General features: G+C 66.3%; 11 protein-coding genes. 7 read left to right on the top strand and 4 right to left on the bottom strand.

Annotated features, from left to right (window positions below; translation table 11 throughout):
• Positions 1–187 precede the first annotated feature (187 nt).
• The 3 genes from HNO88_RS15170 (at position 188) to HNO88_RS15180 (ending at position 4,355) form a co-directional block, all read left to right on the top strand.
• Positions 188–2,143, top strand: coding sequence for a 2-oxoacid:acceptor oxidoreductase subunit alpha (locus HNO88_RS15170; protein ID WP_184247295.1), 1,956 nt, complete (start codon positions 188–190; stop codon positions 2,141–2,143).
• Positions 2,144–2,160: 17 nt separating this feature from the next.
• Positions 2,161–3,210: a 2-oxoacid:ferredoxin oxidoreductase subunit beta gene (locus HNO88_RS15175; RefSeq protein ID WP_184247297.1), complete on the top strand. Its 1,050-nt coding sequence runs from the start codon at positions 2,161–2,163 to the stop codon at positions 3,208–3,210.
• A 182-nt stretch (positions 3,211–3,392) separates the two neighbouring features.
• Complete coding sequence (locus HNO88_RS15180) at positions 3,393–4,355, top strand: metal-dependent hydrolase (RefSeq protein WP_184247300.1); 963 nt, start codon at positions 3,393–3,395, stop codon at positions 4,353–4,355.
• On the opposite strand, the gene HNO88_RS15185 is transcribed toward HNO88_RS15180, so the two are convergent.
• Complete coding sequence (locus HNO88_RS15185; protein WP_184247304.1) at positions 4,312–5,049, bottom strand: phosphatase PAP2 family protein; 738 nt, start codon at positions 5,047–5,049, stop codon at positions 4,312–4,314. The genes HNO88_RS15180 and HNO88_RS15185 overlap by 44 nt on opposite strands.
• Positions 5,050–5,090: 41 nt before the next feature.
• On the opposite strand from HNO88_RS15185, the gene HNO88_RS15190 reads away from it, so the two are divergent.
• The gene (locus tag HNO88_RS15190) at positions 5,091–6,485 is read left to right on the top strand and encodes a cryptochrome/photolyase family protein (protein WP_184247307.1); all 1,395 of its coding nucleotides are present in this window, start codon (positions 5,091–5,093) and stop codon (positions 6,483–6,485) included.
• 67 nt (positions 6,486–6,552) lie between these two features.
• On the top strand, positions 6,553–7,842 hold the full coding sequence (locus HNO88_RS15195; RefSeq protein WP_184247310.1) for an SAM-dependent methyltransferase: 1,290 nt from the start codon (positions 6,553–6,555) through the stop codon (positions 7,840–7,842).
• Positions 7,843–8,018: 176 nt separating this feature from the next.
• Here HNO88_RS15195 and HNO88_RS15200 read toward each other — a convergent pair whose 3' ends face one another.
• The 3 genes from HNO88_RS15200 to purF are packed head-to-tail and all read right to left on the bottom strand — an operon-like array spanning position 8,019 to position 10,629.
• Positions 8,019–8,384: a PilZ domain-containing protein gene (locus HNO88_RS15200; protein ID WP_312857087.1), complete on the bottom strand. Its 366-nt coding sequence runs from the start codon at positions 8,382–8,384 to the stop codon at positions 8,019–8,021.
• A 59-nt stretch (positions 8,385–8,443) separates the two neighbouring features.
• Positions 8,444–9,151, bottom strand: coding sequence for an SDR family NAD(P)-dependent oxidoreductase (locus HNO88_RS15205; RefSeq protein ID WP_184247313.1), 708 nt, complete (start codon positions 9,149–9,151; stop codon positions 8,444–8,446).
• 8 nt (positions 9,152–9,159) lie between these two features.
• Positions 9,160–10,629, bottom strand: a complete 1,470-nt coding sequence (gene purF, locus HNO88_RS15210) for an amidophosphoribosyltransferase (protein WP_184247317.1) — start codon at positions 10,627–10,629, stop codon at positions 9,160–9,162.
• 315 nt (positions 10,630–10,944) lie between these two features.
• Between purF and HNO88_RS15215 the strand changes: the two genes are divergently transcribed.
• Together HNO88_RS15215 and HNO88_RS15220 are read left to right on the top strand one after the other, a co-directional pair.
• Positions 10,945–12,186 carry a lipoprotein-releasing ABC transporter permease subunit gene (locus HNO88_RS15215; RefSeq protein ID WP_184247320.1) on the top strand — a complete coding sequence of 414 codons (1,242 nt, stop codon included), beginning with the start codon at positions 10,945–10,947 and terminating at the stop codon, positions 12,184–12,186.
• Complete coding sequence (locus HNO88_RS15220) at positions 12,179–12,898, top strand: ABC transporter ATP-binding protein (protein WP_184247323.1); 720 nt, start codon at positions 12,179–12,181, stop codon at positions 12,896–12,898. Before HNO88_RS15215 ends, HNO88_RS15220 begins: the two co-directional genes overlap by 8 nt.
• The last annotated feature ends 43 nt before the right edge of the window (positions 12,899–12,941 follow it).

Genomic DNA, 12,941 nt, shown 5'->3' on the forward strand with positions numbered 1-12,941 from the left:
CAATGGCGCAGCCACCGGCTCTTGACCAGCCGGATTTATCCGCCTCTAGCATGGCTGGAGTTTGGCCGGCGATGGATTTTCTAAATTGCCGCGTGGGTTGATCGCGCACAGAGGCGGTCTCACTTAGTTGGACAGGGCGGGGGCGCAATCGATAACGCGGCGCCGCGCTCGGTGATAGAGGACGATCATGGCTACCATTCCCGCCGATCAGGATATCGCGACCGTGGCGGAAACCGAGACTCCCGAAGCCGTCGTGGTGCGCTTCGCCGGCGACTCCGGCGATGGCATGCAGCTGACCGGCGGGCAGTTCACGCTCTCGACGGCGCTGGCGGGCAACGACCTGTCGACCTTCCCCGATTTTCCGGCCGAGATCCGCGCGCCGCAGGGCACGCTGTTCGGCGTCTCGGCGTTCCAGATCAACTTCGGCTCCAGCGAGATCACCACCGCCGGTGACGCGCCCGACGTGCTCGTCGCGATGAACCCGGCGGCGCTCAAGACCAACGTTCAGGCCCTGAAGCCCGGCGGCCTGATCATCGCCGACACCGGCGAGTTCAACAAGCGCAACATGGAAAAGGCGAAGTACGAGGCTTCGCCGTTCGAGGATGGCAGCCTCGCCAAGTGGGAGGTCATGGCCTTCGACATCAGCGCGCTGACGCTCGAGGCCGTGAAGCCGTTCGGCCTCGGCAACAAGGAAGCGCTGCGCTGCAAGAACATGTGGACGCTGGGGCTGGCCCTGTGGATGTTCGACCGCGATCGCCAGCCGCTGATCGACTGGCTGAACGGCAAGTTCGCCAAGAACCCGGTGCTGGCGCAGGCCAATATCGCCGCGCTGAACGCCGGCCATGCCTATGGCGAGACGGCCGAAGTCGCCGGACCGCTCAAGAAGCTGCATCTCGATCCGGTGCCGAGCGCGCCGGGGCTCTATCGGACGGTCACCGGCGCCGAGGCGATCTCGCTTGGCCTCGTCGCGGGCGCGCAGCTGGCCGACCTGCCGATGTTCTTCGGTGGTTATCCGATCACGCCGGCCTCCGCGATCCTTCACAACCTGGTGAGGATGAAGGAGTTCGGCGTCACCACCTTCCAGGCCGAGGACGAGATCGCGGCGATCTGCTCGGCGATCGGGGCGTCCTATGCCGGGCAGCTGGGCGTCACCTCCTCGTCGGGTCCGGGCATCGCGCTCAAGGGCGAGGCGATGGGCCTGGCGATCATGACCGAGCTTCCGCTCGTCATCGTCAACTCGCAGCGCGGTGGGCCCTCGACCGGACTGCCGACCAAGACCGAGCAGTCGGACCTCTACCAGGCGGTCTACGGCCGCAACGGCGACGCGCCGATGCCGGTGATCGCCACCCGCTCGCCCTCGGATGCGTTCGAGTGCGCGATCGAGGCAGTCCGCATTGCCACCGAATACATGACCCCGGTCATGCTGCTGACCGACGGCTACATCGCCAATGCGTCCGAGCCGTGGAAAGTGCCCGATCCGGCGACGTTTACGCCGTTTCCCAAGACCTTCCTGGAGGAAACGAACAACGCCGAAGGGCGCGTGCTGCCCTTCAAGCGCGATGACAAGGGCGTGCGCCCGTGGATCAAGCCGGGCACGCCGGGCCTGATGCACCGCATCGGCGGCATCGAGAAGGCGCTCGACAGCGGCAACATCGACTATTCGCCCGCCGTCCACCAGTCGCAGACTGACGCCCGCATGGCCAAGGTCGACGGCGTCGCGGCGAGCATCCCGGCGCAGGAGGTCACGCTGGGCGAGGCCTCGGGCAAGCTGGCGGTCGTCGGCTGGGGCTCCACGTACGGCCCGATCCATCAGGCCGTGCGCCGCGCGCGCCGCAAGGGTCTGGACGTCCACCACATCCACGTGCGTCACATCTGGCCGCTCCCCGCGAACCTGGGCGAGCTGCTGGCCAGTTACGAGAACGTGCTGGTGCCCGAGATGAACACCGGTCAGTTCAAGACCGTGCTGCGCGATCAGTTCCTGGTCGACGCGGTGCCGCTGAACAAGGTTTCCGGTCAGCCCTTCGCCATCGCCGAGATCGAGGCGGCCATCGCCAAGTTCTTCGACTCCGTGCCGGGCAACGAGGGCGGAGAGGTCTTGGTCAACGAAGGCCAGCTGCCCAGCCCCGAAGCGCACAACGACTGATATTGGGACGAACCCAGATGAACGACATGACCCCCATCCAGACCACGCTCAAGGACTGGGAAACCGATCAGGAAGTGCGCTGGTGCCCGGGCTGCGGCGACTACGCGATCCTCAAGGCGGTGCAGCGCACCCTGCCGGTGATCGGCGCCCATCCGGCGAACACGGTGTTCGTTTCGGGCATCGGCTGCTCGAGCCGGTTCCCCTACTATGTCGAGAGCTACGGCTTCCACACGATCCACGGTCGCGCGCCGGCGTTCGCGACGGGCATCAAGCTGGCGAACCCCGATCTCGACGTGTGGATCGTGACCGGTGACGGTGACGGCATGTCGATCGGCGGCAATCACACGATGCACGTGCTGCGCCGCAATCTCGACTGCCAGATCCTGTTGTTCAACAACGAGATCTATGGCCTGACCAAAGGCCAGTACTCGCCCACCAGCCGCCCCGGCACGACTTCGCCGACGACGCCACTGGGTTCCTACGACCGTCCGGCCAGCCCGTGCGCCTTCGCGCTGGGCTCGGGCGCGCGCTTCATCGCGCGGGCCTTCGATGTCTCCAAGGAGCTGTCGAACACGCTGATCGCGGCGCACGCGCACAAGGGCGCGGCGTTCGTAGAGATTTTCCAGAACTGCATCGTCTACAACAAGGACCGCTTCGACGATTTCACGACGAAGGGCACCGACGACAAGCAGCTGTGGTGCAAGCATGGCGAGCCGCTGCTGTTCGGCAATGCCAAGACCGGATCGATCAAGGGCCTGGCGCTCGATCTCGACACGCTGTCGCTCAAGGTCGTCGACGTGATCGACGGTGACTGGCAGGCTGCCGGGGTGGCGGTGCACAACGTGCGCAATCGCGGCATGGCGCACATGCTGGTCGAGATGCCGTTCGGCCCGTTCCCGATGGCGCTGGGCGTCATCTACGACGATCCCGCACCGACCTTTGAGGGCTCGGTCGCGCTGGAGCGGCAGCAGGCGACCGCGGGCAAGACGGCGGACCTCGGCAAGCTGCTGAGCAAGGGCCAGACCTGGACGGTCGAGCCCGAAGCCGCGCACGGACTGATGGACTGAAACCCTGGCCCTCTCCCCGGGTCGGGGAGAGGATAGCGCAGCTTGTCCCGCCAGGGACTAGCGTAGCTTGGAGAGGGGCCTACTCCGTCGGAGCGCACAAGCCCTTCTCCAACTCCGGCTAGCGAGCAAGCTCGCAAGCCTCCATATCCTCTCCCCGTCCGGGGAGAGGGCAGGCGAGGACAATGGATAATCTCACCCACAGCCTCGTTGGCTGGGCGCTCGCCGAAACCGGCCTGAAGCGCCGCAGCCGCAAGGGCCTGGCTGCCTGCGTGCTCGCGGCCAACATGCCGGACATCGACGTGTTCTTCGGCTGGGCGCCCTGGGAGCCGCTCGCGACGCATCGCGGCTTTACCCATGGCCTCGTCGGCGGCGTGCTGCTGATGCCGCCGCTGCTCGCCGGGCTGCTTTGGCTGTTCGACCGCTGGCAGGTCCGGCAGGGCGCGACCTTCAAGAGCGGGTTGCCGATGCGCTTCGGCTGGCTGGTGGTGCTGTGCTATCTCGGCGCGCTCACGCACCCGCTGCTCGACCTCCAGAACACATACGCCGTCCAGCTGTTCTCGCCATCCAGCACCGAGTGGTTCCACACGGACGGCTTGTTCATCGTCTCGCCCTGGCTGCTCGCCATGCTGGGGCTAGGCATCTGGCGGGCAAGACGCCGCGGTTCGGGCAAGCCGGCCGTGCTCTCGCTGGCAGCGGCGATAGTTTTTATCGGCACGAACGTCGGCATCTCCACGCTGGCCTGGAAGGCGTCGTCGATGGAGGTTCCGTACGCGAGCCCCGACCGTATCTTCGCGGCGCCCGAGCCGCTGGCGTTCTGGCGGCGAAACCTGGTCTGGCGGCAGGAGGGTACGATCACTTCCGGCCACTACAATCCGTTGCGTCATCCGTTCGGGCTGGATGGCTTGGGCCAAAGCGTGCCCGATCGCATGGCCGAGCCGGAAGCAAGAAGCGCAGCTCAGGCGACAGCCGAGGTGCGCAAGTTCCTCGCCTGGTCGCAACTCCCAATCGCCCGGATCGAACGCCAGGGTTGCATCGCCAGGGTGACCTTCGCCGATGCGCGCTTCAGCGGCCCCACCATAGGCCGCAACTTCGAGGTTTCGGCTAGTGTACCGTCGGCGGCGACGGGCTGTCCTCCGGTTCGCTGACTGCTTCCACCGCAGCCTTGGCGGGCCGGTATAGCAGAGCGCTCGCCAGGAAGGCCCAACCGACGCCGCCGAGCCAACCGGCCAGCACGTCGCTGGGCCAGTGTACGCCGAGCCAGACACGGCTCCACGCGATCACCAGGCTGATCGCCAGCGCCGCCATGGTGATAGTCATGCGTACCGACCGGCGCCGGCTTAATGCTGCCAAGGCGAGCGCGATGCTGACGTAGACCACGGCGGAGTTGAAGCTGTGCCCGCTGGGAAAGCTGTTTCCGCCCGCCTCCATCAGGTGCGGCACGATCTGCGGGCGAGGGCGGCCGACCAGGTGCTTGATGCCGCTGTTCACGACCCAGGCGAGCACCACCGTCAGCGCCAGCAGCAGCGCCTCCCGGCGCAAGCCGATAAAAAGCAGCGCTACGACCGCCATGATGGCAATGAGGTTGCGCAGCAGGACACCGCCGAGCGCCGTCAGGTCGCGCACGCCTTCCGCCAGTCCGCGAGGCCCCCCCGGGAGCAGGTCCGCGCCACGCCACAGCAGCATGCCGGCCTCGTCGATCGCGGTGGTCTGTCCATGCGCGACAGACCAGGCGATCGCGACGAAAGCGGTCCAACAGACCAGCGCCACGCCCAGCGACTTGCGTGGATCGAGCCGATGCCCGTACTTGGGCACCGCGATAATTTCGGTTTGACTGGCCATAAGGGCAGGGAACGCGCCGCAGGCAAGCTCGTTGCGCGTGGATGACTGGTTCGACCAAACCGCCGCGCATCGTCTGGTTGCGGCGCGACTTGCGGCTGGCCGATCAGCCGGCATTCTGTGCCGCTGCCGAGCAAGGGCCGGTCATCCCGGTCTATGTGCTCGATGACCAGCGGGCGGGCGATCGCAGGCTGGGCGGCGCGTCGCGATGGTGGCTCCACGGCAGCCTGGAAGCCCTGGACAAGCGGTTGCGGGACGCCGGCTCGCGGCTGGTGCTGCGGCGTGGCGACAGCGTCGAGCAGCTGGTGAGCCTGGCCCGCGAGGCCGGCGCCAGCGGCATCGACGCCATCCGTCACTACGAGCACTGGTGGCGCGAGGCCGAGGAGCAGCTGGCCAGCCAGCTCGAGCTGCACCTGCACGACGGCAATTACCTGGCGCCACCCGGCACGGCGACGACGGGTTCGGGGCAGCCGTTCAAGATCTACACCCCGTTCGCTCGCGCGCTGATGCCGCTGCTGCCTTTGCGCGACCCCTTACCGGAGCCGAAGCTTCGCGCACCATCGCGCTGGCCGCAATCGGACCGCCTGGCGGACTGGCACCTGCTTCCGACCAAGCCGGACTGGGCGGCCGGATTTCGCGAGGCCTGGGTGCCCGGCGAGGATGAGGCGCAAGAACGGCTGGAGCACTTCGTAAGCCACGCGAAGGATTATGCGAATGCGCGCAACATGCCGTCGGTCGATGGCTCTTCGCGCCTCTCTCCACGCCTGCACTGGGGCGAGCTGTCCCCCACGCAAGTCTGGCATGCGCTGGAAGGCGAGCATGGGGCGGGCGCCGACACCTTCCGCGGCGAGATCGTCTGGCGCGACTATGCGCAGAACGTCATTCTTCAGAGCCCGCGCTATCCGGAGGAGAGCTACCGCGACGGCTTCGCCCGGTTTCCCTGGCGCGATCCCGCCAAGGACAAGGCTGCTGCCGCCGACCTGCGCGCCTGGCAGCGGGGGCGCACAGGCTATCCTATAGTCGATGCCGGAATGCGGCAGCTGTGGACTACGGGCTGGATGCACAACCGCGTGCGGATGATCGCCGCAAGCTTCCTGATCAAGCATCTCCTGATCGACTGGCGCCACGGTGAACGTTGGTTCTGGGACACTCTGGTCGACGCCGACTATGCCAACAACGGGGTGAATTGGCAGTGGGTATCCGGCTCGGGCGTGGATTCCAGCATGTTCACGCGGATCATGGCCCCGCTGAGCCAGTCGGACAAGTTCGACGCAGGCGACTACATCCGCGAATGGGTGCCCGAGCTTGCCGCCTTGTCCGATGCCTCGATCCACGATCCTGATGACGAGGAACGGCCGAAAGCCTATCCAGAAAGGCGCATCGGACACCGCGAGGCGCGCGAGCGGGCGCTGGCTGCGTACCGCAAGGTCAGGGCGTAGACCACGCGTTTGCGGCAGCTGCGTCCGCCCGATTGCCAGCCGGCCTCAAGCGCTCCATATCCCGGAAATGAACGCGCAAGTTCCTGGCAGAGGGCACAAACTCGTCACCGCCGGGCGGTCGCTCGGCATCGGGCCGCAATGGCTGGCGCGGCTATGGTCGGGCGGGCTCAATCGCGTACTCGATCGCATCGATGCGGGACTGACACGCGGGTGGATCATGGCGACGCTGCCGGATGGGTCGACGCGGCTGCTGGGTGGTCGCGAGGAGGGGTTCGACTGCGTGGTCGAACTGCGCAACCCGCGCGCGCTGCTGCGGCTCGCCACGGGCGGTTCGGTCGGCTGGTACCAGGCGTGGGAAGCGGGTGAATGGACCAGTCCCGATCCGGTGCCGTTGTTCGCGCTGTTCATGGACAATGCGACGGGGCTGGGTGATGCCGCTCGGGCCCGTGGACCCTGGCGCCTCGCCGCGCGCTGGCTGCACCGCCTCCGTCGCAACTCGCGCAAGGGGGCCGAGCGCAACATCCACGCGCACTACGACCTGGGCAACGACTTCTACGCGCAGTGGCTGGGAACGACGATGTTCTACTCCAGCGCGATGTTCAGCCGGCGCAATGGGCCAAGCCAGCATGCGCAGTTCTTCAGCGAACTCGACGCCGGCCAGTCTGCCAAGGTCGCCGCGCTGGACGAGCGCCTCGCACTGTCGCCGGGCGAGCGCGTGCTGGAGATCGGCTGCGGCTGGGGTACGCTGGCCGCGTGCCTGGCCGAAGAGCGCGGCGTGCTGGTCGATGCGATCAGCCTTTCCGACGAGCAGCTGGACTACGCCGGCACGCGCTGGACGCCGCGGCAGGGTGCGGTCGATTTCCGCAAGCAGGACTATCGCGATGTCGCGGGCACGTACGATGCCATCGTCAGCGTCGAGATGGTCGAGGCGGTGGGGCGCGAGTACTGGGGCGAGTTCCTCGACTGCATCGCCCGCAATTTGCGACCGGGGGGCAGGGCGGCGCTGCAGTACATCTCGATCAGCGAGGAGCTGTTCGAAAGCTACGCGCACAGCGCCGACTTCATCCAGACCTACATCTTTCCCGGCGGCATGCTGTTGAACGAGCCGGAGTTCCGCACACTAGCCGAGGAGCGCGGGCTCACCTGGGAGGACCATCAGGCGTTCGGCCCTGATTATGCAAGCACGCTGGCGATGTGGCGCGCGCGGTTCGACGATGCGGTGGAGGAAGGGCGCTTGCCGGTCGGCTTCGACGAGCACTTCGTCCGTCTCTGGCGCTATTACCTGATGTACTGCGAGGGCGGGTTCCTGGGCGGCGGTATCGATGTGGCGCAAGTGACCCTGCGCAAACCGGTATAGGTGATCGGATCCGAGTGGTAGTCCGTCCTCCATTTCACGTTGCTCGTCATTCCCGCGAAAGCGGCAATCCACCTTTAGTTGGTTCCGTTTACGCGACCTCAGGATGACGAAGTGCGGATTTTCAGCCCTGCATGTAGATCCGACCCCTCGACGGACGCGAGCGACAGGACCGGGCCTCAGCCCCGGTAAACGCTCTCGCCCTGCCAGCGCAGCAGGATCGATTCGTAGAGCATCGGCCCCAAAAGGTCCTCGAACGCGCAGCCGACCAGGCCTTGCTCCCACCAGATCACCCGCGCCTGCAGCGCGTCCTGATCGGGAAGCGTGAGCCAGCACATCGTACTGCCGGGGATGCGCGAGATCGCCGTGGCCGAGAAGCCCGAGAGCGAGAGATTGCGCACGACCGTCTGGATCTTCTTGCCACCGGCCGGCCGCAGCGTTGCGGGGATGGATAGCCGCGTGCGGTGAGCGCTGCGGTCTTCCTGCGCTGCATAGGCGTACTTGTCGGTCTGCGTGCTGTTCATCATCGCCGTCCGCTCTGCCACGGTGACACTCAGGTCACCCTCTCCTAACAGGACATGGCAGAGGGTAGGTTGCCGCGATCTTACCGCGCAGGGTTAACGGTTTCGCGGTGTCCGGTCATAAATGGCTCTGACAAAAGGGAAACAATCCGGTCCGCGACCACCTCGGGCGGCTTGACCGAGCCGGGATCCTCTCCGGGGTAGGCGCGCGCGCGCATCGCCGTGCGCGTCGCGCCGGGATTGACGATGGCGACGCGGACCTTGGAAATATTCGCCACTTCCTGAGCATGGCAATCGAGCAGAACCTCGAATGCCGCCTTGCTGGAGGCGTAGGCGCCCCAGAACGGCCGCGGCGCCGTCGCGACAGTGCTGGTCAGGCCGACGATCCGACCATCCGGGCTGGCGCGCAGCATGTGGTCGAAGTTGGCGATGAGCGCCTGGGTCGCCAGGACGTTGACCGTCATCGCCTTGTTCCAGGCCTTCTGGTCGATCTGCGCCACCGACGTCAGCTCCGGCAGGAGGGCGGCGTTGATCACCAGGATGTCCAGCTTGTCCCAGCGTTGGCCCACCGCCGTCGCCAGGCGCGCGATGCCGTCGGGTTCGGCCAAGTCCACCGGTGCGATCGTTGCCGAACCGCCGGCGGCGAAGATTGCCTCCTCGACGGCCTCAAGGCCCTTGGTATCGCGTGAGGTCAGAACGACATGCGCGCCGGCTGCCGCCAGTGCCCTGGCTGTCGCTGCACCGATGCCTTTGCTCGCGCCGGTTACCAGCGCGGTCTGCCCCTCGAACATCGGTGAACTCACGCGACTTTGTGGACGGGCAGCGTGAGCAGGTCGGGCGATTCGCGCTCGGCCAGGTCGGTCAGCGAGGTCGGGTACTCACCGGTGAAGCAGGCGTCGCAGAACTGCGGACACTTGTTGTTGCGCTGCGCTTCGCCGACCGCGCGGTACAGGCCGTCGATCGACACGAAGGCGAGGCTGTCAGCCTTGATGAAGGCGGCCATCGCCTCGGTGTCCATGTTCGCGGCGAGCAGCTTGGAGCGCTCGGGCGTGTCGACGCCGTAGAAGCACGAGTGCCCTGTCGGCGGGCTGGCGATGCGCATGTGCACCTCCGCCGCGCCGGCATCGCGCATCATCTCGACGATCTTCATCGAAGTGGTACCGCGCACGATCGAATCGTCTATCAGGATGACGCGCTTGCCTTCGATGATGGCGCGGTTGGCATTGTGCTTGCGCTTCACGTCGGCGTGGCGCGCGCCTTCCGAGGGCTGGATGAAGGTGCGGCCCACGTAGTGCGAGCGGATGATGCCGAGCTCGAACGGAATGCCCGATTCGTGCGCATAGCCGATCGCCGCAGGAACGCCGCTATCTGGCACCGGAATGACGATGTCGGCGAGTGCGGGCGATTCCTTCGCCAGTTCGACGCCGATGTGCTTGCGCACTTCGTAGACCGAACGACCGTCCATCACCGAATCGGGGCGGCTGAAATAGACGTGCTCGAAGATGCAGGGGCGCGGTGCCGGGTTGCCGAAGGGACGGTGGCTGGAAATCGTGCCCTTGTGGTCGACCTGGACCATCTCGCCCGGCTCGATCGAGCGGACGAACTCGGCGCCGACCACGTCCAGGGCCACGGTTTCGCTGGCGAAGATCGTCGCTTCGCCCAAACGGCCCATGACCAGCGGCCGGATGCCGAGCGGATCGCGGCAGGCGATCATGCCCTGGTCGGTCATGCAGATGAGGGAGTACGCACCCTCGACCATGCGCAGTGCATCGACGAAGCGGTCGAGCAGGGTGGGATAGCGGCTGGTCGCGACGAGGTGGATGATCACCTCGGTGTCCGAGGTCGACTGGAAGATCGCCCCGCGCCGCACCAGTTCGCGCTTCAGCGCCGTGGCGTTCGAGATGTTGCCGTTGTGCGCGATCGAGAAGCCGCCGGCGGAAAGATCGGCGAACAGCGGCTGGACGTTGCGCAGGCCCGAGCCGCCGGTCGTCGAATAGCGCACGTGGCCCGAGGCCATCTCACCCGGCAGCGTCTCGGAAATAGACTTGTCCGCAAAGACTTGCGCGACGTGGCCGAGGCCCTTGTGCGAATAGAATTCTCGACCGTCGAAGGTGGTGATGCCCACCGCCTCCTGGCCACGATGCTGCAGCGCATGGAGCCCGAGCGCGGCGATGTTGACCGCGTCACGGGCGCCGATCACGCCGAAGACGCCGCACTCTTCGCGCAGTTTGTCCCCGTCGGCATCACGGAAGGGGTGTGTCATGTTCATGGATGTTTTCCGACCCGCGCGGCGCGTTTTCGCTGTCGGCGCATGTGATGGATGTGGGTTGAAAAAGCAAGAGGGCAGGGGCGCGTTGCGCGGCAGAGTGATGTTGCGCCGGTATGACAGCGATGCACCACTCCCCTCCACCACTCGCTTCGTCGATTGTTGAGAGAGACGTGGTACTGCGCGGCCCCGGTAGGCTCAGCAGGAACCACAAACCTGTCGCGTCGTTACACCCGATCATCCCGCCCGGCTGCTCGCTTGCCACTGCCGCGTGGACGACCTATTCGCCCTGCATCTTTCTTGTCACCGGACACTCGCTTGCTGCTTTCCCCTTTCGAATGGATGATCGCCAAGCGCTACATGCTGCCGGGCCGAGGCGAGGCATTCATCGCGCTCGTCGCCGGGATCAGCCTGGTCGCGGTCTCGCTCGGCGTCGCCGCGCTGGTCATCGTCATGAGCGTGATGAACGGCTTTCGTGCCGAGCTGTTCGACAAGATCGTCGGCCTGAACGGTCACGCCATCATCCAGGCCTATGGCGGCCGGCTGGATAACTGGCAGACAGTGCTGCAGGAGGTCCGCAAGACGCCCGGCGTCACTCGTGCCTCGCCGCTGATCGAGCAGCCGCTGCTCGCCACGTTCAATGGCCGGGTCGAGGCCATCCTGGCGCGCGGCAACACGCCCGAGGACATCCAGCGCCTGCAGCCGCAGCTCAAGGCGGGCAGTCTGGCACCGCTGCGGCCGGGCGCGGACCAAGTCGCGATCGGCTCGCGCCTGGCGCAGAACCTCGGCGTCCAGGTCGGTGACACGATCACGATCATCAACCCGCAAGGCCGCTCGACGCCCTTCGGCACCGTGCCGCGCCAGATCGCCTACCAGGTGGCGTCGATCTTCGAGATCGGCGTCTATGACTACGACCAGGCATTCGTGGTCATGCCGATACCCGATGCGCAGACACTGCTGCTGACGGGAGACACCATCGGCATGATCGAGGTGACCACCGTCGATCCTGACAAGGTGGGCGAGATCATGGCGCCGCTCACCCGGCGTCTGGCAGGGCAGGCGATCGTTCAGGACTGGCGGACGATCAACGCCTCGTTGTTCGAGGCTCTGGCTGTCGAGCGGGTGGCGATGTTCGTGGTGCTCTCGATCATCGTGCTGGTGGCGGTGTTCAACATCCTGTCCTCGCTGATCATGCTGGTGCGCGCCAAGACGCGCGACATCGCGATCCTGCGCACGATGGGCGCGACGCGGCGGTCGCTGATGAAGATCTTCGTCACCGCCGGCTTCTTGATCGGAGCCATGGGCACGCTCGCCGGCGTGCTGCTTGGCTTCGTGTTCCTGTTCTTCCGCCAGCCGATCGTGCGCGGGGTCGAGATCCTGACGGGGCAGAACCTGTGGGATCCCTCGATCCGCTTCTTGACCGAGTTGCCCAGCCGCACTGACCCTGTCGAGGTCACCGTGATCTGCGTGCTGGCTCTGGTGCTGAGCTTCCTGGCGACGCTCTACCCTGCTTCGCGTGCGGCGGGCACCGATCCCGTGCAGGTGCTGCGTTATGAATGACCGTTCGCTTTCTGGCCAAGTCGTCGTCCTGGACGATCTGACCCGCAGCTTCGAGCAGGGCGGCGTGCGCATCGACGTGCTGCGCGGCGTCAACCTGGCGATCCGTCCCGGCGAGATCGTCGCGCTGCTCGGGCCTTCCGGCTCGGGCAAGTCCACCATGCTCCAGGCGATCGGCCTGCTCGAAGGAGGGTTCGGCGGCCGGATCGAGATCGCCGGAGTGGACGCCTCGCGCCTCGGCAAGGACCAGCGCGCGGCCGTGCGCCGGGACCACATCGGCTTCGTCTACCAGTTCCATCACTTGCTCCCCGACTTCTCGGCGATCGAGAACGTGGTGCTGCCTCAACTCGTGGCGAACAAGACCCACGCCGAGGCGCAGGCGCGGGCCGGCGAGCTGCTGTCGGCACTGGGTCTCGCAGCTCGCCTGGACCATCGGCCCAGCCAGCTTTCGGGCGGCGAGCAGCAGCGTGTCGCGGTCGCCCGCGCGCTGGCGAACAAACCGCAGCTGGTGCTGGCCGACGAACCCACCGGCAACCTCGACGAGGCAACCGCCGATCGCGTGCTCGGCCAGTTCCTCGAGCTGGTTCGCGGCGAGGGCTCGGCGGCGCTGGTGGCGACTCACAACGAGCGCTTGGCCCGGGCGATGGATCGCGTGGTCCGCCTCCACGATGGTTTGCTCCACGAGGGCTTGCCCGAGGCAACGCAGTTGCGTTGATATACGTTAAGCCAATCGCCAAGTTCAGAAACACAGCGGCAAA

It is taken from the genome of Novosphingobium chloroacetimidivorans, assembly GCF_014204535.1.
GTDB classification, from domain to species: Bacteria; Pseudomonadota; Alphaproteobacteria; order Sphingomonadales; family Sphingomonadaceae; genus Novosphingobium; species Novosphingobium chloroacetimidivorans.

Excerpts from the sequence above, each read along its gene's own strand:
- HNO88_RS15220 (WP_184247323.1), top strand. The coding sequence starts at position 12,179 with ATGAATGACCGTTCGCTTTCTGGCCAAGTCGTCGTCCTGGACGATCTG.
- HNO88_RS15185 (WP_184247304.1), bottom strand. The coding sequence starts at position 5,049 with ATGGCCAGTCAAACCGAAATTATCGCGGTGCCCAAGTACGGGCATCGG.
- HNO88_RS15195 (WP_184247310.1), top strand. The coding sequence starts at position 6,553 with ATGAACGCGCAAGTTCCTGGCAGAGGGCACAAACTCGTCACCGCCGGG.
- HNO88_RS15175 (WP_184247297.1), top strand. The coding sequence starts at position 2,161 with ATGAACGACATGACCCCCATCCAGACCACGCTCAAGGACTGGGAAACC.
- HNO88_RS15190 (WP_184247307.1), top strand. The coding sequence starts at position 5,091 with ATGACTGGTTCGACCAAACCGCCGCGCATCGTCTGGTTGCGGCGCGAC.
- purF (WP_184247317.1), bottom strand. The coding sequence starts at position 10,629 with ATGAACATGACACACCCCTTCCGTGATGCCGACGGGGACAAACTGCGC.
- HNO88_RS15180 (WP_184247300.1), top strand. The coding sequence starts at position 3,393 with ATGGATAATCTCACCCACAGCCTCGTTGGCTGGGCGCTCGCCGAAACC.
- HNO88_RS15205 (WP_184247313.1), bottom strand. The coding sequence starts at position 9,151 with ATGTTCGAGGGGCAGACCGCGCTGGTAACCGGCGCGAGCAAAGGCATC.
- HNO88_RS15170 (WP_184247295.1), top strand. The coding sequence starts at position 188 with ATGGCTACCATTCCCGCCGATCAGGATATCGCGACCGTGGCGGAAACC.